The sequence below is a fragment of the Variovorax sp. 01T432 genome (assembly GCF_056398605.1).
Window position 1 is genome coordinate 60205 of sequence record NZ_JBFTPS010000030.1, and the last position, 20216, is coordinate 80420.

The window sequence follows — 20216 nt, forward strand, 5'->3', positions numbered from 1 at the left end:
ATGGAACGGTGGGCTGCAAAAAGAAAAACGCGCCCGGGGGCGCGTTTCGAGGCTGCATCGCGGTGAAGCGACGCGCGTTCAGCCGCCCTTCTTGGCCCGCTTGCCCGGATTCTTCTTGCTGCGGGTAGCGGTGCCGCGCTCCAGGCTGACCTTCTGGCCGCCACCCGACTTGGGGACGTTGTAGCCAGGTTGCGGGACGGGCTTGGGAGTGGCAAGACGGTCTGCCTCGGTGCGGATTTTCTTGGGCATGGGAAGCTCGGGTTAAAGAATTTCGAAGGGTGTAATTAGGCCACATCGTCGAGCAGCCGTACCTTGACGGACTTGCCCTTGACGCGGCCGGTGGAAAGCTTGTGCACGGCCTCGCGCGCAATGCGCCGATCGACCGCCACATAGGTCGAGAACTCGTTGACGTTGATCTTGCCCACCTGCTCCTTGGTGAAGCCGGCCTCGCCGGTGAGCGCGCCCAGCACGTCGCCGGCACGGATCTTCTCCTTGCGCCCGCCGATGATCTGCAGCGTGGCCATCGGCGGCTGCAGCGGGCCTTGCGTGTCGGCCTTGCCGGCCGTGAGTTCGGCCAGGGGGTGCCACTCGGATTCGCGGCCCTGCAATTGCTCGATCTTCCCGACGCTGCCCATCTCGTTCATGCTGACGAGGTTGAGGGCCAGGCCTTCGGCGTCGCCCCGGCCGGTGCGGCCGATGCGGTGGATGTGGATCTCGGCATCGGGCGTGACGTCGACGTTGATCACGGCCTCGAGCTCGGCGATGTCCAGGCCACGCGCGGCGACGTCGGTGGCGACCAGGACGGAGCAGCTGCGGTTGGCGAACTGCACCAGGACCTGGTCGCGCTCGCGCTGTTCGAGCTCGCCGAAGAGCGCCAACGCGCTGAAGCCCTGCGCCTGCAGCACCTGCACGAGGTCGCGGCACTGCTGCTTGGTGTTGCAGAAGGCCAGGGTGCTGAGCGGGCGGAAGTGATTGAGCAACAGGCTCACGGCGTGCAGCCGTTCGCTGTCCTTCACCTCGTACCAGCGCTGCCGGATCTTGCCTTCCTCATGCTGGGCCTGCACCGTGACCTGCTGCGGGTTCTTCATGAACTGCGCGCTCAGCCTGGCGATGCCCTCGGGATAGGTGGCCGAGAAGAGCAGGGTCTGGCGTTCCTTGGGGCACTGGCGCGCCACTTTGGCGATGTCGTCGAAGAAGCCCATGTCGAGCATGCGGTCGGCTTCGTCGAGCACCAGGGTGTTGAGCGCCTCGAGGTTCAGGCTGCCGCGCTCGAGGTGGTCCATGATGCGGCCGGGCGTGCCGACCACGATGTGGGCGCCATGCTCCAGGCTCGCGGTCTGTCCGCGCAGCGCGACGCCGCCGCAGAGCGTGACCACCTTGATGTTTTCCTCGGCCCGCGCGAGGCGGCGGATCTCGGTCGTCACCTGGTCGGCGAGTTCGCGCGTCGGGCACAGCACCATCGTCTGGATGGCGAAGCGCCGCGCATTGAGGTTGGCGAGCAAGGCCAGCGCGAAGGCGGCGGTCTTGCCGCTGCCGGTCTTGGCCTGCACGATCAGGTCCTTGCCGAGCAACGCGGGCGGCAGGCTGGCCGCCTGGACAGGCGTCATCCGCACGTAGCCGAGCAGCTGGAGGTTCGCGAGCGTTTGCGGCGTGAGCGGCAGCGTGGCGAAATCGGTGGCGGGACCGGTCACGTCGTCGATCAGCGGCGCGGCGCGTTGTTGCCGGAGTTTGTCGGCGGCGGGCCGCGGCGCTCCAGGTGACGGAAGGTGATGCGCCCCTTGGTCAGGTCGTAAGGCGAGAGTTCGAGCGACACCTTGTCACCCGCCAGGATGCGGATGTGATGCTTGCGCATCTTGCCGCCGCTGTAGGCGATCAGCTGGTGACCGTTGTCCAGCGTGACGCGGTAGCGTGAATCGGGCAGCACTTCGGTCACTGCGCCGTTCATTTCGATCAGTTCTTCCTTTGGCATGGATTACCTCTGAATGGTTGTCGTGATTGGATGAGAAATCGGGGGAATCGGTTCAGGCGGCACAGTGTGCCGGTGCTGCACGCGGCGCGGTGCGCTCGCGCACCCAGCCGAGGCCTTCATTGACGGCGTAGCGTACGGCCGCGGCATGGCTGCCGAAGCGCGGGGTGAAACGCATGACGCGGTCGTGGGTGCCGCTGCCGCGTCCGGAGCGGATCGACACGGAGGCCGCGAAGCCGCCGTCGTCCAGGTTCTTGATGAGGGGTGAGACAAGGTACTTGCCCACGGCGATGCTGTGTTGAATGATGTCCATGAAAGCCTTGCGTCGCGCGCTGCCGCGAAACGCTGAAAAATAATTGAAAAAACGAGCGCAGGCCGGCCGGGGATGACGCAATAGGCGCCCACCGGAGCGGACAGCGCGCTGTTCGCTTCAACAAGTACGAAGGCAGTGGTGGCAATCATGGGCGCCCGGTCTGGCGCTCCAACACACTGTGAGAGCCGGCTTGAGAATGTAGGGCCTGGGATTCCAGGCCAGCCGGCGAGATGACGAAAGTACTTCGTCGTGATATCGAAACGAACCCCGCATTCTAACCGATCTGGCATGACTGTTGCTATTTGCTATTTGAAGCGGGCATGCGGAGGCCGCTTGCAGGCGAGCTGCATGCGGCGCACCATGATGCCAGCATCGTTCGAAGGAGCGCGGTCATGGAAGCCCTCCGATCCCCCGTTCAGCGGCCGCCGCACGCCTGGCCTGCCCACGCTCGCTGGCGATGGCTTCTTCGGCTGCTCGCGGCGTGCATCCTGTTGCTCTTCGCCCTGCCGGTCGTGGAAGCCGCCGTTCCCGCCCTGGCGGCCAGCGCGCAGATCCAGGCGCTCAAGCGCGCGGGCGACGCCGTCGTCGCATTGAACGTCACCGTGACCGATGGCGCAACCTCCGCCGAAACGCTCGGCCAGCAGCGCTCCGGTTCGGGTGTGGTGATCGGCCCCGACGGGCTCATCCTCACCATCGGCTACCTGCTGCTGGAGGCCGAAACCATCGAGATCGTCACGCAGGACGAGCGCACGCTGCCGGCGCGCCAGGTGGCCTACGACCTCGCGACCGGCTTCGGGCTGGTACGGCCGCTGGTGCCGCTGCGCGGCATCGAGCCGGTGCCGCTCGCGGGCGTTTCGGCGCTGACGCCCGGCGAGCCGCTGCTGGTCGCCACCGGCAGCAGCAGCGGGACCGAGGTGGCCTTCACGCGGCTGGTCGCGACGCGACCCTTCTCCGGCTACTGGGAGTACTACATCGAGGTCGCGATCTTCACCAGCCCGCCGGTGCGCAACCACAGCGGCGCGCCGCTCTTCAATCGCAATGGCGAACTGCTGGGCATCGGCAGCCTGTTCACGATGGACGCGAGCGGGGGCGACAACCCGCTGCCGGGCAACATGTTCGTGCCGGTCGAGTTGCTGCGGCCGGTGCTGTCGGAGATGCAGACCACGGGCAGGACCCGCGCGAGCATGCGGCCGTGGCTCGGTCTTTCGTCCTACGAGCACAGCGGTCACGTCGAGATCATCCGCGTCGACAGCGCCGGGCCGGCGCTCGCGGCCGGGCTTCAGCCGGGGGATGTCGTGCTGGAGATCGACGGCGTCGCGGTCACGACGCTGGAGGGCTTCTACAAGCAGCTATGGCGGCGGCCGGTGCCCGACACGGATGTCGAGCTCACGGTGCAGCAGGGCTCGGAGGTGCACAAGGTCAGGATCCACGCGGTCGACCGCATGGAGACGCTGCGCAAGCCCGCCGGGATATAGAAGACAGAAGACGCGGCGGCCCTCTCAGGCCAGACCGAGGATCTTCTTGTTGGCGGCCGCGTCGACCGCGCCACCGGCGAAGTCGTCGAAGGCACGGTCGGCCACGCGGATGATGTGCTCGGCGATGAATTTCGCGCCCTCGCGCGCGCCGTCTTCGGGGTGCTTGATGCAGCACTCCCATTCGAGGACCGCCCAGCCGGGAAAGTCATAGGCCGCCATCTTCGAGAAGATCGCCCCGAAGTCGACCTGTCCGTCGCCCAGCGAGCGAAAGCGTCCGGCCCGGTTGATCCACGATTGGAAGCCACCGTACACACCCTGCTTGCCCGTCGGGTTGAACTCGGCATCCTTCACGTGAAAGATCTTGATGCGCTCGTGGTAGTGGTCGATGTAGTCGAGGTAGTTGAGCTGCTGCAGGACGAAATGGCTCGGGTCATACAGCAGGCAGGCGCGCGGATGGTTGCCGACGCGATCGAGGAACATCTCGTAGGTCACGCCGTCGTGCAGGTCCTCGCCGGGATGGATCTCGTAGCAGACGTCGACGCCCGCCTCGTCGAAGCGGTCGAGGATCGGCTTCCAGCGCCGCGCGAGTTCGTCGAAGGCCTCCTCGATCAGTCCGACCGGGCGCGGTGGCCACGAATAGAGATAAGGCCAGGCCAGCGCGCCCGAGAAGGTCGCGTGGGCGGTCAGCCCGAGCTTGGCCGAAGCCCGTGCGGCGTCATGCAGTTGTTCGACCGCCCATTTCTGACGCCTGACCGGATCGTTGCGGACTTCGGCCGCGGCGAACCCGTCGAAGCCCGCGTCGTAGGCCGGATGCACGGCCACGAGCTGGCCTTGCAGATGCGTCGACAACTCCGTGATCTCGAGGCCGTGGCTCGCGAGTGTGCCCTTCACTTCGTCGCAGTAGGTCTTGCTCTGCGCGGCTTTCTTCAGGTCGAAGATGCGGCTGTCCCAGCTGGGGATCTGCACGCCCTTGTAGCCCAGCCCCGCAGCCCAGCCGGCAATCGCATCGAGCGAATTGAAGGGTGCGGCATCTCCCGCGAACTGGGCCAGGAAGATGGCCGGTCCCTTGATGGTCTTCACGTGTGGTCTCCTGGAGTGGCGCCGATGATGCGGTGCCCGAAATCCCAAGTCAACGTCCGCCTGGGGCCCGCGCGTTGTAGGAGCGGCAGTCCTTGCGGGGCGCTGTCCGACGCACCTGCGGGTTGGTCGGCGGCCTGTGCGGGCCTTTGGAACACTCCACAATGGTCCTTCTTTCTATCAAGGTCGGCGCGCATCCCGCGCAGTCCTGAATGCGATGTCACAAACGGTTTCCGGGCGTTTGAAAATCGGCTTGTCCGCCTGCTTTCTCCACGCCGACCCGGAGCGTCCGCTCTTCACCAACAAGACGCTGCAGTACGTCGAGCAATCGATCGCGCACTGGCTGATGTCGGCGGGCGCGATGGTGGTGATGGTGCCTTGCCCGACGGGCGCCACCGCGCGCGGGGATACCAAGCTCTCGCACTACGCCGAATGGCTCGATGGCGTGGTGATGCATGGCGGGGCCGATGTGTGGCCGGGCAGCTACGGCGAAGTGCCGCTCAAGGAGGCCTGGATCGGCGACCGCATCCGCGATCTTTACGACCTGGCCCTGGTGGAAGCCTTCGAGCAGGCCGGCAAGCCGATCTTCGGCGTGTGTCGCGGGCTGCAGCTCATCAACGTCGCCTTCGGCGGCACGCTCTACCAGGACATCGAGGTGCAGCACCCCCAAGGCCTGCGGCACCGCGACCCGGTGACCTACGACCAGAACTTCCACGCGATCAGCATCACGCCGGGCTCGCGGCTGTCGAAGCTGTATCCGGGCGTGGAGACCGCCCGGGTCAACAGCATCCATCACCAGGGCGTGAAAGACCTCGCGCCGGGCTTCGAGGTCGACGCCTGGAGCATTCCCGACCGCGTGCCCGAGGCCATCCGCCGCCGGGCCGACCGGGGCCGCAGCTACATCGCGGCCACCCAGTGGCATCCGGAGTTCCATCAGGTCGGCGGCGGCGAGACGGTGGACGACACGGCCATCCTGCAGGACTTCCTGTGGGCCTGCGCGACCGCGAAAGTGAGCCCCAAGGGGCCGCTGCGCAGCGCGCCGGGCCGCATCCGCAACCGCGCCGCGCGGCTGCTGCGGCAGGCGCTGCTGATGCGCTGAACCGCGCGCTGCCTACGCCCATGGGCGTCGCGCAGGAAGTCGATCAGCACGCGCAGCTTGGGCGGCACCCGCCGGCGGTCGGGGTAATACAGGGTCAGGTCGGGCAGCGGCGGGCACCATTCGGGCAGCAGCCGCATCAGGCGGCCGTCCTCGATGGCGCGCTCGGTGTAGGCGCTGATCAGGTTGGCGACGCCGATGCCGTCGATGGCCGCATCGAGCATCACGGCGACGTCGTTGAGCACCAGCCGCCCCGTCAGCGGGAGCGCGAAGACCTCGCCTTCCTTGCGGAACTCCCAGCGCTCCAATTGGCCCGAACTCGCGAAGCGGTAGCCGATGCAATCGTGCGCCAGCAAGTCGCGCGGATGCGCGGGCAGGCCGCGCTCGGCCAAGTAGCGCGGGGAAGCGACGATGCAGTTGGCCAGCGGCGGTCCGACCTTGACGGCCACCATGTCGCGCTCCACCTTGCCGCCGAAGCGCATGCCGGCATCGAAGCCCGCGTCGACGATGTCGACCAGCGAGCTGTCGATCGAGATCTCCATGTCGATGTCGGGGTAGGCGCGCAGGAAGCGGCCGAGGACCGGCTGCAGCACGAAGAGGTAGGCAGCGCGCGGCAGGTTGAGCCTCAGGAGGCCCGAGGGGCGGCCGCCGGTATCGCTGAGTTCTTCCGCGGCCGAGCTCAGTTCCTGCAATGCCGGGCGCACGCGCTCCAGGAAGCGGCTGCCGGCCTCGGTCAGGGCCACGCTGCGGGTGGTGCGGTTGAAGAGCGGCACGCCCACCCTTGCCTCCAGTTGCCGGATGGCCTGGCTCACGGCGGAGGGCGATACGGCCAGGCGCACGGCCGCGGCCGAGAAGCCGCGCAGTTCCGCGACGCAGACAAAGGTGGCGAGGCCGTCGAGGGGGTGTTGTCGCACGGGATATACGGGCCGGTTGATCTTGAAGATCCGCTTCAAGGCTCTTCGTTGATTGAGCGGATTATCAACAAGGTCGATCGAGCGCAAAGTCCGTTCATCCCCTGGTCACCCCTACGAAAGGACTTCCCCATGTCATCCACCACCCCCAGGATCTGGTTCATCACCGGCGTCAGCAGCGGCTTCGGCCGGGCGTTGGCGACCGAGGCGCTGGCTGCCGGCGAACGCGTCGTCGGCACCGTGCGCAACGAGGCGGCGCGCGCCGAATTCGATGCGCTGCAGCCGGGCCGCTCGTTCGCCCGCGTGCTCGACGTCACGCACCATGCGGAGGTCGAAGGCGCGGTCGCCGAGGTCGAAGCCACGGTCGGCCCCATCGACGTGCTGGTCAACAACGCCGGGTACGGGCACGAGGGCACGGTCGAGGAGTCATCGCTCGACGACCTGCGCCGGCAATTCGACGTCAATGTGTTCGGCGCCGTCGCTGTCACCAAGGCCGTGCTGCCCTTCATGCGCGCACGCCGCCGCGGGCGCATCCTGAACATCACCTCGATGGGCGGATTCATCACCATGCCCGGGCTGGGCTACTACCACGGCAGCAAGTTCGCGCTCGAAGGCATCTCGGAGGCGCTCGGCAAGGAGCTGCGCGGCCTGGGCATCCACGTGACGGCCGTGGAGCCCGGAGGCTTCCGCACCGACTGGGCGGGCCGCTCGATGGTTCGCGCGCCGCAGAGCATCCCGGACTACGAAGCGCTCATGGGGCCGGTGCGCGCTTCGCGGCTGGCCCGCAACGGCAAGCAGTCCGGCGACCCGGCGAAAGCCGCGCGCGCGATGATCGAGATCACCCGGGTCGATGCCCCACCGGCCCACCTGCTGCTCGGCCCGGACGCGGTCAAGCTGGTGCGCGAGAAGCTCGGCCTGCTGCAGGAAGAGATCAAGCGGTGGGAGGGGCTTTCGTCTTCCACCGATTTCGCGCCGGCGGCCTGATCCCTGGCGTCAGCCGAGGTGCTTGCCGACGATGCCGGCCAGCTCGAACATCGTCACCTGGTCCTTGCCGAACACGGGTTTCAGCTTGGCATCGGCGTTGATGGCGCGTTTGTTGACCGCATCCTGGAGCTTGTTGGCCTTGATGTAGTCCCAGAGCTTCTTGATGACCTCGGTGCGCGCCACCGGTTCGGCGCCGATCACCGCCGCCAGCGCCTCGCTCGGCTTGAGCCCGGCGCCGGTCTTGCGAGGCGCCTTCGGCGCGGCGGCTTTCTTGGCCGCGGCCTTCTTCGCCGGCGCCGTCTTGCCTGCCGGCGCGGCCTTCTTGGCGGCGGCCGGCGCCGCCTTGGCGAAGGTCTTGCGCGGCGGGAACTTGCTGGTGCGTGGCTCGAATTCGAAGGTCACCTTGCCCTCTTCCTTGTTCCAGGCGAGGAAGGCCTTGAAGGCGCGTCGCGTGCGCATCGAAACGAACTTGTCGAGCAGGTCGGTCTTGCCGGTGGCGAGCAGCTTCTCGAGCTGCGCGCGCTCCACCGGCTGTTGCAGGATGATCTTGCCGGTCTTGAAGTCGCAACTCGGCGTCGGCTGTTCGTGCGTCGGCACCGACTTCTCGCAGACATAGTTGCTGCCGTACTCGAACACGCGCGAGGCGCACTTTGGGCACGGGCCCAGCGATTCCTGGCCGCTGAAGTCGACGATCTCGCCGGACTCGGCGTTCTTGTCGTCGCCGAAGTCGAACTCCAGCTTCCAGTTCTTCGCCTCCTCGTCGAACTTGAGGATGATCTCCGAGGTGAAGGGCCAGCCCGCCTTGGAGCGGAAGCCCTCCAGCGGACCGATGCGCTTGTCGCGCAGCAGCGCCTCGGCCTCGGCCACCTCGAAGGTCCGGCCGGCCGGCGATTTGCCGAAGGAGAAGCCGCAGGGTTCCTGGCCCGGCTTGCCGGTGCAGGTGTAGCGCCGGTAGTTCTCCTTCACCACGCCGCCGCAATTGGGGCATGGCGTGGAGAGCGTGGTGTAGTCGCCCGGGACGGTGTCGCGGTCGTATTCCTTGGCCTTCTTGACGATGTGCTGCGTCATTTCGGCGATCTCCCGCATGAAGGCATCGCGGCTGAGCTTGCCGTGCTCCATCTGGGCGAGCTTGTATTCCCACTCGCCCGTGAGTTCGGCCTTGGAGAGTTCTTCGACGCCGAGGCCGCGCAGCAGCGTCATGAGCTGGAAAGCCTTGGCGGTGGGAATGAGTTCCCGCCCTTCGCGCAGCATGTACTTCTCGGCGATCAGCCCTTCGATCGTGGCGGCGCGCGTCGCTGGCGTGCCCAGGCCCTTCTCCTGCATGGCCTCGCGCAGCTCGTCGTCGTCGATGGTCTTGCCGGCGCCTTCCATGGCGCCGAGCAGGGTCGCTTCGGAGTAGCGCGCGGGGGGCCTCGTCTTGAGGCCCTTGAGGTCGACCGATTCGGCGCGCACCACCTCGCCGGGCTTCACCGGCACCAGGCGCTTGCCGTCCTTGTCGTCTTCCTTCTCGTCGTCCTGGGCTTCCTTGCCGTAGATGGCGAGCCAGCCCGGCTTCACGAGCACCTTGCCATCGGTGCGGAACGGGTATTTCCTGCCGCCCTGCTCGACCGTGCTGATGCGCGTCGTCACCTGGTATTCGGCGCTCGGGAAGAACACCGACAGGAAGCGCCGCACGACGAAGTCGTAGAGCTTCTGTTCGGCATCCGACAGGCCGCTGGGCGCCTGCAGCGTGGGGATGATCGCGAAGTGATCGCTGACCTTGCTGTTGTCGAAGATGCGTTTCGTCGGCTTGACGTAGTTGCCGTCGATCGCCTGCCTGGCGAAGGGCGCGAGATGCTTCATGCCGCTGTTGGCGAGCATGCCCATGGTGTCCTTGACCACCGGCAGGTAGTCCTCGGGCAAGGCGCGCGAGTCGGTCCGCGGGTAGGTCAGGGCCTTATGGCGCTCGTAGAGGCTTTGCGCCAGCGCCAGCGTGGTCTTGGCGCTGAAGCCGAAGCGGCCGTTGGCCTCGCGCTGCAGCGAGGTCAGGTCGAAGAGCAGCGGCGAGGCTTGCGTGGTGGGCTTGCTTTCCTCGGTGACGGTCGCCGGCTTGCCGCACGCGGCATCGGCGATCTCGCGCGCTTCGCGCTCGTTCCAGACACGATCGGCGCGTTGCTCGGGGTCGGGCAAGCCGTCGGGGCCGGGCGGCGGCTTCTTCCATTGGGGGTCGAACCACTTGCCGGGGTAATCGCCAGCCTCGGCCGCGAAGCTGCCGTGCACTTCCCAGTAGTCTCGGCTCACGAACTTGCGGATCTTCTCCTCGCGCTCGACCACCACCGAGAGCGTGGGCGTCTGCACCCGCCCCACGGTGGTCAGGAAGAAGCCGCCGTCGCGCGAGTTGAAGGCGGTCATGGCGCGCGTGCCGTTGATGCCGACCAGCCAGTCCGCCTCGGAGCGGGAACGCGCCGCATCGGCCAGGCCCTGCATCTGCTTGTCGGTGCGCAGCTGCTCGAAGCCGTCACGGATGGCCTGCGGCGTCATCGACTGCAGCCAGAGGCGCTTGACCGGCTTGCCCAGAGGCGACTTGCCCCCGGCATATTGCTCGATGAGCCGGAAGATCAGTTCACCTTCCCGGCCCGCGTCGCAGGCGTTGACGAGCTGGGTCACGTCCTTGCGCTTGGCCTGTTTCACGACCGCGTTGAGGCGGGTCTTGGTTTTGTCGACCGGCTTCAGGTCGAAGTGCGGCGGGATCACGGGCAGGTTGGCGAAGCTCCACTTGCCCCGCTTGACATCGAATTCCTCGGGCGCCTGGATCTCGACCAGGTGGCCGACGGCGCTCGTGACGACGTACTTGTCGTTCTCGAAGTGCTCCTCGTGCTTTTCGAACTTGCCAGCTATGGGCGTGAGCGCTCGCACGATGTCCTGGGCCACCGACGGCTTCTCTGCAATCACCAATGTCTTCATCTCAACAATTCCATCCTAGGTTCGGGCCGGCGCCGGGCCCCGGGGGGGGGCGGCGGCGACACACAGTGCGGGCCCATGAGGGCCCACATCTACAATCTGGCGCTTCTCGCGTGCGTACGCGCACGCGCATGCGTACATATTCAAACTAACAGACTTCGGCGATGCCTTCCAAATCCCCCATTTCCGGCGGCCGCCGAATCCAGACGCGCCGCTCCAGCGTTCATGGCAATGGCGTCTTCGCCCTGCAGGACATCGCGGAAGGCGAGACGGTCATCGAATACAAGGGTGAGGTGATCAGCTGGAAGGAGGCCCTGCGCCGCCACCCGCATGACCCCTCCCAGCCCAATCACACCTTCTACTTTCACATCGATGACGGCCATGTGATCGACGGCAACGTGAACGGCAATGCCTCCCGCTGGATCAACCATTCGTGCGATCCGAGCTGCGAGGCCGACGAGGTGGACGGCCGGGTCTTCATCAAGGCGCTGCGCAACATCGCGGCCGGCGAGGAGCTGAGCTACGACTACGGCCTGATCATCGACGAGCCCTACACGAAGGYGCTGAAGGCCGAATTCCCTTGCTGGTGCGGCTCCGAGAGCTGCCGGGGCACGCTGCTGACGCCCAAGCCCAAGAAGAAGGACAAGAAGAAGGACAAGAAGGCCAAGCTGGCCAAGGCCGAAAAGAAGGACAAGGCCGCAAGAAAGGACAAGGCGGCCAGGAAGAAGGACGGCGCCGCGAAGGGCGCGAAGGCCGGCAAGCGCTGACCATGGCCGCTCCCTGGTTCGAGGAAGAGATTGCCGGCGCGCTGGCCCCGCTTCTGCCGGGGCTGGCGGTCGAGGTCGTCGAGGAGATCGATTCGACCAGCAGCGAACTGATGCGGCGCGCGCGCGACGGCCGTTGCCTGCCCGTGCTGCTGGTCGCCAAGCGGCAAAGTGCCGGGCGCGGCCGGATGGGGCGAAGCTGGCAGAGCGCACAGCATGCGCGCGCGGCCGCATCCCTGACGTTCTCGCTCGGCCTGCCGCTGGTGCCCAGGGACTGGTCCGGGCTTTCGCTGGCCGTCGGCGTCAGCGTGGCGGAAAGCCTCGATCCTGCGGGCACCGGGCGGCTCGCGCTCAAGTGGCCCAATGATCTCTGGGTCGAGGACCGCAAGCTCGGCGGCATCCTGATCGAGACCGCCCTGCTTCAGGCCGATGCCGCCGAGCGCTATCTGGTGATCGGCATCGGCGTCAACATCGGCCCGCGCGAGGCCAAGGGCCTGAGCACCGCGCCGGCCTGGCTTCAGGAGTCGCGGCCCCTCGCTACCCCGGCCGAGGTCTTGCGCGAGATCGCCGTGCCGCTGGTTCGTGACGTGTTCCTGTTCGCCGAACGGGGCTTCGTCCCCTTTGCCGAGCGCTTCGCCGCGCGCGACGTGCTGCGCGGCCGCGAGGTCTACCTCAGCGACGGGACCGAGGGCCTGTGCGAAGGCGTGGGCTGGGGTGGCGAACTGCTCGTGCGGACCACGTCGGGACTGAAGACGATCTCCAGCGCGGAAGTCAGCGTGCGGCCGCGCCGTGCGCCGCAATGACCATGCGCGCGTTCGCCGTATTCCTCTTGTTGCTCGTGGCCAACCTCGGTTACTACGCCTGGACCCGCGGCGGGCTGGCCGTCTTCGGCATGGAGCCGGCGCGCTTCACCGAAACCGAGCCGCAGCGCCTGGCGCAGCAGATCCGGCCGCAGCTGCTTCAGATCCGCAAGGACGAGCCCGCGGCCACCAAACCCTAGGCACGCCGGGGTGGCGCCGCCGCGGCGTTCGTGTCGAAGCGCAGGCTGAAGAGTGCCCCGGGCGGTCGCTGGCCGGGATGGGCATCTTCCAGCCGCACGGTCGCGAAGTGCTGGCGCGCGATCTCCCGCACGATCGGCAGGCCCAGCCCGGAGCCGTCGGCCTCGTTGCCGAGCACGCGGTAGAAGGGCTGGAAGATCAGTTCCCGCTCGCTCTCGGGGATGCCGGGGCCGTTGTCCTCGACCTGCAGCATGACGATGCGGCCGAAGGGGTCGGCCAGCACCCGCGCCGTGATCACGCCCGGCCGCTCCGGTGTCGAGGGCGTGTAGTTGATCGCGTTGTCGACCAGGTTGCGCACCAGTTCCTTCAGGAGCGTCGGGTTGCCTTCGAGCAGGACGCCCGGCGCGCCGGCTTCGGCGCCCTCGTAGCCCAGGTCGATGCGCTTGTCGATGGCGCGCGGCACGGCTTCGCGCACCACTTCGATCGTGAGTCGCGCAAGGTCGCAGGGCTGCCGCCCGATGTTGGCGCCGCTGCTTTCGGCGCGCGCCAGCGACAGCAGCTGGTTCACGGTGTGCGTGGCGCGCACGCTCGCGCGGCCGATCTGCTTGAGCGACTGCTTGAGTTCATCGGCGTTGGCGCCCTCGCGCTGCGCGAGATCGGCCTGCATGCGCAGGCCGGCGAGCGGTGTCTTGAGCTGGTGCGCCGCATCGGCGAGGAAGCGCTTCTGGGTGCCGATCGAGTCGTTGAGCTTGCTCAGCAGGTCGTTGACCGACAGCACCAGCGGCACCACCTCGAGCGGCACGGAGGATTCATCGAGCGGGCTCAGGTCTCCGGGCCGGCGTTCGCGGATGCGCGCTTCCACCACCGACAAGGGCTTGATGCCGCGCACCAGCGCAAGCCAGATGAGGAGCACGGCCAGCGGAAGGATCGCGAACTGGGGCAGCAGCACGCCCTTGATGATTTCAGTCGCGAGCACGGATTGCTTGTCGCGCGTCTCTGCCACTTGGAGCAGCGCGGGTGGCGCTTCGGGCGTGGCGCCATCGAGCCAGAGGGCGGCGATGCGAACGGGCTTGCCGTGGACCATGCCGTTGCGCAGGTAGACCACGCCGGGTACCGGCACATCGTCGGTGCCGGGATAGGGCAACTCCCGTTCACCGTCGGCCAGTGCGCCTTGACTATCGAGCAGCTGATAGAACATCTGGTCTGAACCATCGGTGCGCAGGACTTCACGCGCTACTGGCGCCAGTTCCAGGCGGCCAGGGCCCCCCTTCAAGTCCACCGACTTCGCCAGTGTCTGGATGTTGTATTCGAGTGCGCGATCGTAGGGGGCGTTGGCAATGCCTTGCGCCACCAGCCAGGTCACGCCGATGCTGACCGGCACCAGCAGCAGGAGCGGCGTGAGCATCCAATCCAGGATCTCGCCGAAGAGTGAACGCTGTGCGCGCTGAAAGAGCTTCAAGTGAGGGTGCCCCCTGGTTTGCCTTGGGGCGGCCCGGCGGCGGCCGCGAAGGCGCGCATCCGCGACGGCAACATTCAGGCCTGGATCTTCTCGAGGCAGTAACCCAACCCGCGCACGGTGGCGATGCGCACCGGGCCCTTCTCGATCTTCTTGCGCAGGCGGTGGATGTAGACCTCGATCGCGTTCAGGCTCACTTCCTCGCCCCATTCGCACAGCCGCTCGACCAACTGGTCCTTGCTCACCAGGCGCCCGGCGCGCTGCAACAGCACTTCGAGCAAGCCCAACTCGCGCGCCGACAGCTCGATCATCTTGCCGTCGATGGTGGCGACCCGCCCGGCCTGGTCATAGACCAGGGGGCCGTGCTTGATCGCATTGCTGGTTCCGCCCATGCCGCGCCGCGTGAGCGCGCGCACGCGCGCCTCGAGTTCCTGCAGCGAGAAGGGCTTGGCCATGTAGTCGTCGGCGCCGTAGTCCAGGCCCTTGACGCGTTCCTCGACGCTGTCCGCCGCGGTCAGCACCAGTACCGGCAGTTGCGAGCCGCGCGCGCGCAGCCGCTTCAGGATTTCGAGGCCATGCATCTTCGGCAGGCCGAGGTCCAGGATGAGCAGGTCGAATTCGCTGTTGGTCATCAGCGCGGCATCGGCCTGGGAACCCGTCGCCACGTGGTCCACCGCCGCGCCGGAAGTGCGCAGACTGCGCAGCAGGGCATCGGCGAGCACCTGGTCATCTTCCGCAATCAGTATCCGCATGCCGAGCCTCCGAACATTGTGTTCCCTCTCTTCTTCGGCCGGATTCTAGGCCGCTGCATACGCTTCGAGTCCGATCGTTACCACGGTGGCGATCTCGTCGCCGACGCTGGCGCGAAACTCTTTTTCCGCCTGGGTCACGGCCTTCTGAAAGGCCCCGAGCCAGGCCAGTCCGTCGGCGGTGAAGAGCACGCGCCGCGCGCGCGCATCGAGCGGATCGGGGCCGCGCGTGACCAGCCCCCAGGCCTCGCACTGGTCGACCAGCTTGCCCATGGCTTGCTTGGTCATGCCGGCGCGCTCGGCCAGTTCCGTGAGCCGGGAACCCTCGCGTGCGAGATGGCGCGTGATGTGCACGTGCGCGGCGCTGACCTGCGCGCGCGCCGCGAGGTTGGAAAGCGCGAGCGGCACGTCGGCGTCATGGGCCATTAAGGCCAGCACCCGCTCGTCGAAGCGGCGCATGGCGTGGCCCAGCAGGCGACCCAGGTGCGTCTGGCGCCAGGCATCGTGGTCGATGTGGAAGTCGGAGGCTGTCATGGCGCTTCGATAGTAAGGCAAGCTGACCAAAAAATGGGTTTACTCCGACCCATCAGCCCCTACACTACTGTTCAAGCATCCAGCCTGTAATTAAAAGCAGCGGGATGAATCGAATCCAACCCGTTGATATTCAAGGAGATTTCCACATGGACGCAGTCGTCAAGGGCACCAGCATCGCAGGCGCTAACACCGAAAAGGCCAAGGCTCTGCAAGCCGCCCTGGCCCAGATCGAAAAGCAGTTCGGCAAGGGCACGATCATGCGGCTGGGCGAAGGCGAGGCGCTGGAGGACATCCAGGTGGTCTCCACCGGTTCGCTGGGCCTGGACATCGCGCTCGGCGTCGGCGGCCTGCCGCGCGGCCGCGTGATCGAAATCTACGGCCCCGAATCCTCGGGCAAGACCACGCTCACGCTGCAAGTCATCGCCGAGATGCAGCGCCAGGCCGGCACCTGCGCCTTCGTCGATGCCGAGCATGCGCTCGACGTGCAATACGCGCAGAAGCTCGGCGTGAACCTGTCCGACCTGCTCATCAGCCAGCCGGACACCGGCGAGCAGGCACTCGAGATCGTCGATTCGCTGGTGCGTTCCGGCGCGGTCGACCTGATCGTCATCGACTCGGTCGCCGCGCTCACGCCCAAGGCCGAAATCGAAGGCGAAATGGGCGACTCGCTCCCCGGGCTGCAGGCGCGCCTGATGAGCCAGGCGCTGCGCAAGCTGACCGCCACCATCAAGAAGACCAACTGCATGGTCATCTTCATCAACCAGATCCGCATGAAGATTGGCGTGATGTTCGGCTCGCCCGAAACCACCACCGGCGGCAATGCGCTGAAGTTCTACGCCTCGGTGCGCCTGGACATCCGCCGCATCGGCACCATCAAGAAGGGCGACGAGGCGATCGGCAACGAGACCAAGGTCAAGGTGGTCAAGAACAAGGTCTCGCCACCCTTCAAGACGGCCGAGTTCGACATCCTGTTCGGCGAGGGCATCAGCCGCGAGGGCGAGATCATCGACATGGGCGTGACCGCCAAGATCGTCGACAAGTCGGGCGCCTGGTACGCCTACAACGGCGAGAAGATCGGGCAGGGCCGCGACAACGCGCGCGAGTTCCTGCGCGAGAACCCGACGCTCTCGCGCGAGATCGAGAACAAGGTGCGCGAATCGCTGGGCATTCCGCTGCTCGCGGAAGCTGCCGACGTCACGCCCGAGAAATAAGCAAGAGCAGGGGAAGTGGCTTTTGCAGGGCCATCGCTCAAGGGCCGCGCACTGCGCCTCTTGAGCCAGCGCGAGCATTCGCGTGTCGAACTCGAGCGCAAGCTCGCGAAATACGAAGAGGAAGCCGGCACGCTGGCCCGCGCGCTGGACGAGCTGGCCGCCAAGGATTTCATCAGCGAGGCGAGGGTGGTGCAGTCGGTGTTGCACCAGCGCGCCTCACGACATGGCGCGGCGCGCGTGCGGCAGGAACTGCTGCACAAGGGGATTGCACCCGACGCTGTCGCCGAGGCGGTCGCGGGCCTGCAGGAGAGCGAGTTCGACCGCGCACGCGAGGTCTGGAAGCGGCGCTTCGGCGAAGTGCCGCGGGACGCCGCGGAACGCGCGAAGCAAACGCGCTTCCTGCTGGCACGAGGGTTCGCTGGCGCGGTCGTTGCCAGGGTGCTTCGGTACGACCCTGACGAATGAACAGGCGGCCTGAGGCCCGATCGGCTCAGAGCCGGAGCATCAGCTTGAGGTTCTGCACCGCGGCGCCGCTGGCGCCCTTGCCCAGGTTGTCGAGGCGGGCGATGACGACCGCATGGCGGTGGTCTTCGTTGGGAAACACGCGGATCTCGAGTTCGTTGGTGTCGTTCAGGCCGAGCGCGTCGATTTTGCCGTCCGCACTGGGGGGCAGCACCTTCACGAACTTCTCCGGCGTGTTGCTCTTCGCGTAGTGGGCCGCCAGCGCTTCATGCAGGTCGCTGGCCCGGGGCCGCCCGGGCAGGTCGTCCAGGTGCAACGGCAGATTGACCAGCATGCCCTGCTTGAAGTTGCCGACCGAGGGAATGAACACGGGCCGGCGGGTGAGGCCCGTGTATTTCATGATTTCCGGGATGTGCTTGTGCTTGAGGCCCAGCGCATAGGTCTCGAAGAGGGGCGCTTCGCCCTTCTCGTAGGCCTCGATCATGGTGCGACCGCCGCCCGAATAGCCGCTGACCGAAGGCAGGGCGATGGGGTAGTCGGCCGGCAGCAGCCCGGCGTCGACCAAGGGGCGGACCATGGCAATCGCGCCGGTGGCGTAGCAGCCGGGATTGGCCACGCGCTCGGCCCTGGCCACGGCTTCCTTCTGGCCCGCCACGAGTTCGGGGAAGCCGAACACCCAGCCCGCCGCGGTGCGATGGGCCGTCGAGGCGTCGATGATCTTGGGGCGGCGGCCTTCGAGCTGGTCGATCAGCGCGACGGACTCGCGCGCGGCGTCGTCATGCAGGCACAGCACGACCAGGTCGACGCCGGCCATGAGGGAGCGCTTGGCGGCCACATCCTTTCGCAACTCGGGCGCGATGCTCACGAGTTCGATCTGCGGCATCGACTGGAGCCGCTCGCGAATCTGCAGGCCGGTGGTGCCGGCCTCGCCGTCGATGAAGACCTTGGGCATGGTAGGGGCCTATGGAAAACTACGTATTGACCGCAGCGGCGCGTTCGGCGTTGGTGCGGCGCACCATGATACAGTCCCCGGTTGTTCGCCGCCCCCGCCTTCCCAGGGCGCCGTGGCCCGTGGACAACAGCCAGATTCTCCCGCTCTCTTTTCGCTTCTCTTCTTCTCTTTCTTCTCAACTTCGTTCCGAGAGACACCCTCATGAAGATTCACGAGTACCAAGGCAAGGAAATTCTTGCCAAATTCGGCGTGCCCGTGCCGCGTGGCATCCCCGCGTACACGGTGCAGGAGGCGGTCGAGGCCGCCCAGAAACTCGGCGGCCCCGTGTGGGTGGTCAAGGCCCAGATCCACGCCGGTGGCCGCGGCAAGGGGGGCGGCGTCAAGCTCGCGCGCTCCATCGATGAGGTCAAGAAGCTCGCGGGTGAGATCCTCGGCATGCAGCTCAAGACGCACCAGACCGGTCCTGAAGGCCAGAAGGTCCGCCGCCTGCTGATCGAAGACGGCGCCGACATCAAGAAAGAGTATTACGTCTCCGCTGTGACGGACCGCGCGACCCAGAAGGTCGCGTTCATCGTCTCCAGCGAGGGCGGCATGGACATCGAGGAAGTGGCCCACTCCACGCCCGACAAGATCATCACCGACTTCGTCGATCCGGCCACCGGCCTGACAGACGCGCAGGCCAGGAAGCTGGCCGCCGGCATCGGCATCCCCGAAGCGTCGCAGGCGCAGGCCGTCGACGTGCTCCAGAAGCTCTACAAGATCTACATGGAGACCGACGCCTCCCTGGTCGAGATCAACCCACTGATCCTCGAAGGCAACGGCAATATCAAGGCGCTGGATGCGAAGTTCAACTTCGACCCGAATGCCCTGTTCCGCCATCCCGAGATCGTGGCCTACCGCGACCTCGACGAAGAAGATGCGGCCGAAGTCGAAGCCAGCAAGTTCGATCTCGCCTACATCAGCCTCGACGGCAACATCGGCTGCCTGGTGAACGGCGCCGGCCTGGCCATGGCGACCATGGACACCATCAAGCTCTTCGGCGGCGAGCCGGCCAACTTTCTCGACGTGGGCGGCGGCGCCACCCCCGAGAAGGTGACCGAAGCCTTCAAGATCATGCTGAAGAACAAGAACGTGAAGGCCATCCTGGTCAACATCTTCGGCGGCATCATGAAGTGCGACACCATCGCCACCGGCGTGATCGCGGCTTGCAAGGCGGTCAATCTGCAAGTGCCTCTCGTGGTGCGCATGAAGGGCACCAACGAAGTCGAAGGCAAGAAGCTGCTGGCCGACTCCGGCCTTCCCATCATCAGCGCCGACACCATGGCGGACGCGGCCCAGAAGGTCGTCGCAGCAGTCAAGGCCTAAGGAACAAGTCATGTCGATCTACATCAACAAAGACACCAAAGTCATCACCCAAGGCATCACCGGCAAGACCGGTCAATTCCACACGGAGAAGTGCCAGGAATACGCGAACGGCAAGAACTGTTTCGTGGCGGGCGTGAATCCGAAGAAGGCCGGCGAGTCGATCTTCAACATTCCGATCTTCGGCTCGGTCAAGGAAGCCGCAACGCAGACCGGCGCCACCGTGTCGGTGATCTACGTGCCGCCAGCCGGCGCCGCCGCCGCGATCTGGGAAGCCGTCGAGGCCGACCTCGACATGGCGATCTGCATCACCGAAGGCATCCCCGTGCGCGACATGCTGATGGTGCGCAACAAGATGAAGGCCAAGGAAGCCGCTGGCGGCAAGAAGACCCTGCTGCTGGGCCCGAACTGCCCCGGTCTCATCACGCCCGACGAAATCAAGATCGGCATCATGCCCGGCCACATCCATCGCAAGGGCCGCATCGGCGTGGTGAGCCGCTCGGGCACACTGACCTATGAAGCCGTGGCACAGCTGACCGAGATCGGCCTGGGCCAATCGAGCGCCGTGGGCATCGGCGGCGACCCGATCAACGGCCTCAAGCACATCGACGTGATGAAGGCCTTCAACGACGATCCCGACACCGACGCCGTCATCATGATCGGCGAAATCGGCGGCCCCGACGAAGCCGACGCGGCACGCTGGTGCAAGGACAACATGAAGAAGCCGATCGTCGGTTTCATCGCGGGTGTGACTGCCCCTCCCGGCAAGCGCATGGGTCACGCGGGCGCGCTGATTTCCGGCGGTGCCGATACGGCGGACGCCAAGCTCGCGATCATGGAAGAGTGCGGATTCACCGTGACGCGCAACTTCTCGGAACTGGCCGTGCGTCTCAAGGCACTTCTCTGAACTGAAGTCTGGCCTCACGCAAGCACATAAGAAGAAGCGCTCGCAATTCAGATTGCGAG

20 protein-coding genes and 1 pseudogene are annotated in these 20216 nt (G+C 66.4%); 10 read left to right on the forward strand and 11 right to left on the reverse strand.

The window, feature by feature from the left end:
• Nucleotides 1-78 precede the first annotated feature (78 nt).
• From AC1DNF_RS21760 to AC1DNF_RS21775, 4 genes are read right to left on the reverse strand one after another with little or no spacing between them, the layout of a single operon-like run.
• Nucleotides 79-249 carry a hypothetical protein gene (locus tag AC1DNF_RS21760; RefSeq protein ID WP_174259910.1) on the reverse strand — a complete coding sequence of 57 codons (171 nt, stop codon included), beginning with the start codon at nucleotides 247-249 and terminating at the stop codon, nucleotides 79-81.
• 35 nt (nucleotides 250-284) lie between these two features.
• Nucleotides 285-1691 (reverse strand): ATP-dependent RNA helicase DbpA, encoded by a 1407-nt coding sequence (dbpA, locus tag AC1DNF_RS21765; protein WP_478150705.1) that lies wholly within the window; start codon nucleotides 1689-1691, stop codon nucleotides 285-287.
• 8 nt (nucleotides 1692-1699) lie between these two features.
• The gene (gene infA / locus AC1DNF_RS21770; protein WP_478150706.1) at nucleotides 1700-1969 is read right to left on the reverse strand and encodes a translation initiation factor IF-1; all 270 of its coding nucleotides are present in this window, start codon (nucleotides 1967-1969) and stop codon (nucleotides 1700-1702) included.
• Nucleotides 1970-2021: 52 nt separating this feature from the next.
• Nucleotides 2022-2279 (reverse strand): hypothetical protein, encoded by a 258-nt coding sequence (locus AC1DNF_RS21775; protein WP_478150707.1) that lies wholly within the window; start codon nucleotides 2277-2279, stop codon nucleotides 2022-2024.
• 392 nt (nucleotides 2280-2671) lie between these two features.
• Between AC1DNF_RS21775 and AC1DNF_RS21780 the strand changes: the two genes are divergently transcribed.
• Nucleotides 2672-3754, forward strand: coding sequence for a S1C family serine protease (locus AC1DNF_RS21780; protein WP_478150708.1), 1083 nt, complete (start codon nucleotides 2672-2674; stop codon nucleotides 3752-3754).
• Between the two features lie 24 nt (nucleotides 3755-3778).
• Here the strand turns inward: AC1DNF_RS21780 and AC1DNF_RS21785 are convergent, their stop codons facing one another.
• Nucleotides 3779-4834: a sugar phosphate isomerase/epimerase family protein gene (locus tag AC1DNF_RS21785; RefSeq protein WP_478150709.1), complete on the reverse strand. Its 1056-nt coding sequence runs from the start codon at nucleotides 4832-4834 to the stop codon at nucleotides 3779-3781.
• 214 nt (nucleotides 4835-5048) lie between these two features.
• Between AC1DNF_RS21785 and AC1DNF_RS21790 the strand changes: the two genes are divergently transcribed.
• Nucleotides 5049-5930, forward strand: a complete 882-nt coding sequence (locus tag AC1DNF_RS21790) for a gamma-glutamyl-gamma-aminobutyrate hydrolase family protein (protein ID WP_478150710.1) — start codon at nucleotides 5049-5051, stop codon at nucleotides 5928-5930.
• A gap of 35 nt (nucleotides 5931-5965) precedes the next feature.
• Here AC1DNF_RS21790 and AC1DNF_RS21795 read toward each other — a convergent pair.
• Nucleotides 5966-6841 (reverse strand): annotated as a pseudogene (locus AC1DNF_RS21795) (LysR family transcriptional regulator); the annotation flags it as partial.
• A 129-nt stretch (nucleotides 6842-6970) separates the two neighbouring features.
• On the opposite strand from AC1DNF_RS21795, the gene AC1DNF_RS21800 reads away from it, so the two are divergent.
• Complete coding sequence (locus AC1DNF_RS21800) at nucleotides 6971-7822, forward strand: oxidoreductase (protein ID WP_478150711.1); 852 nt, start codon at nucleotides 6971-6973, stop codon at nucleotides 7820-7822.
• Between the two features lie 9 nt (nucleotides 7823-7831).
• Here the strand turns inward: AC1DNF_RS21800 and AC1DNF_RS21805 are convergent, their stop codons facing one another.
• A complete protein-coding gene (locus tag AC1DNF_RS21805; RefSeq protein WP_478150712.1) occupies nucleotides 7832-10765 on the reverse strand; it encodes a DNA topoisomerase III in 2934 nt (977 codons plus the stop codon).
• Between the two features lie 161 nt (nucleotides 10766-10926).
• Here AC1DNF_RS21805 and AC1DNF_RS21810 point away from each other — a divergent pair, with 161 nt between their 5' ends.
• Genes AC1DNF_RS21810 through AC1DNF_RS21820 form a run of 3 tightly spaced genes read left to right on the forward strand, consistent with a single transcriptional unit; the run spans nucleotide 10927 to nucleotide 12526 of the window.
• Nucleotides 10927-11529: an SET domain-containing protein gene (locus AC1DNF_RS21810; protein ID WP_478150713.1), complete on the forward strand. Its 603-nt coding sequence runs from the start codon at nucleotides 10927-10929 to the stop codon at nucleotides 11527-11529.
• A 2-nt stretch (nucleotides 11530-11531) separates the two neighbouring features.
• Nucleotides 11532-12329 carry a biotin--[acetyl-CoA-carboxylase] ligase gene (locus tag AC1DNF_RS21815; RefSeq protein ID WP_478150714.1) on the forward strand — a complete coding sequence of 266 codons (798 nt, stop codon included), beginning with the start codon at nucleotides 11532-11534 and terminating at the stop codon, nucleotides 12327-12329.
• Nucleotides 12326-12526 carry a sporulation protein gene (locus AC1DNF_RS21820; protein WP_478150715.1) on the forward strand — a complete coding sequence of 67 codons (201 nt, stop codon included), beginning with the start codon at nucleotides 12326-12328 and terminating at the stop codon, nucleotides 12524-12526. The genes AC1DNF_RS21815 and AC1DNF_RS21820 overlap by 4 nt, the downstream gene beginning before the upstream one ends.
• Here AC1DNF_RS21820 and AC1DNF_RS21825 read toward each other — a convergent pair.
• The 3 genes from AC1DNF_RS21825 to AC1DNF_RS21835 all read right to left on the reverse strand — a co-directional run bounded on the left by AC1DNF_RS21825 (nucleotide 12523) and on the right by AC1DNF_RS21835 (nucleotide 15263).
• A complete protein-coding gene (locus AC1DNF_RS21825; protein WP_478150716.1) occupies nucleotides 12523-13983 on the reverse strand; it encodes a sensor histidine kinase N-terminal domain-containing protein in 1461 nt (486 codons plus the stop codon). The genes AC1DNF_RS21820 and AC1DNF_RS21825 overlap by 4 nt on opposite strands.
• Nucleotides 13984-14057: 74 nt before the next feature.
• Nucleotides 14058-14732, reverse strand: coding sequence for a response regulator (locus tag AC1DNF_RS21830; RefSeq protein WP_478150717.1), 675 nt, complete (start codon nucleotides 14730-14732; stop codon nucleotides 14058-14060).
• A gap of 45 nt (nucleotides 14733-14777) precedes the next feature.
• Complete coding sequence (locus AC1DNF_RS21835; protein WP_478150718.1) at nucleotides 14778-15263, reverse strand: MarR family winged helix-turn-helix transcriptional regulator; 486 nt, start codon at nucleotides 15261-15263, stop codon at nucleotides 14778-14780.
• A gap of 146 nt (nucleotides 15264-15409) precedes the next feature.
• Here AC1DNF_RS21835 and recA point away from each other — a divergent pair, with 146 nt between their 5' ends.
• A complete protein-coding gene (gene recA / locus AC1DNF_RS21840) occupies nucleotides 15410-16474 on the forward strand; it encodes a recombinase RecA (RefSeq protein ID WP_478150719.1) in 1065 nt (354 codons plus the stop codon).
• A gap of 15 nt (nucleotides 16475-16489) precedes the next feature.
• Nucleotides 16490-16939 carry a recombination regulator RecX gene (gene recX, locus AC1DNF_RS21845; protein WP_478150720.1) on the forward strand — a complete coding sequence of 150 codons (450 nt, stop codon included), beginning with the start codon at nucleotides 16490-16492 and terminating at the stop codon, nucleotides 16937-16939.
• 25 nt (nucleotides 16940-16964) lie between these two features.
• Here recX and argC read toward each other — a convergent pair whose 3' ends face one another.
• Nucleotides 16965-17888 (reverse strand): N-acetyl-gamma-glutamyl-phosphate reductase, encoded by a 924-nt coding sequence (argC, locus tag AC1DNF_RS21850; protein ID WP_478150721.1) that lies wholly within the window; start codon nucleotides 17886-17888, stop codon nucleotides 16965-16967.
• Between the two features lie 201 nt (nucleotides 17889-18089).
• On the opposite strand from argC, the gene sucC reads away from it, so the two are divergent.
• On the forward strand, nucleotides 18090-19253 hold the full coding sequence (sucC, locus tag AC1DNF_RS21855; RefSeq protein ID WP_478150722.1) for an ADP-forming succinate--CoA ligase subunit beta: 1164 nt from the start codon (nucleotides 18090-18092) through the stop codon (nucleotides 19251-19253).
• A 10-nt stretch (nucleotides 19254-19263) separates the two neighbouring features.
• Complete coding sequence (gene sucD / locus AC1DNF_RS21860) at nucleotides 19264-20157, forward strand: succinate--CoA ligase subunit alpha (RefSeq protein WP_478150723.1); 894 nt, start codon at nucleotides 19264-19266, stop codon at nucleotides 20155-20157.
• Nucleotides 20158-20216: the final 59 nt, after the last annotated feature.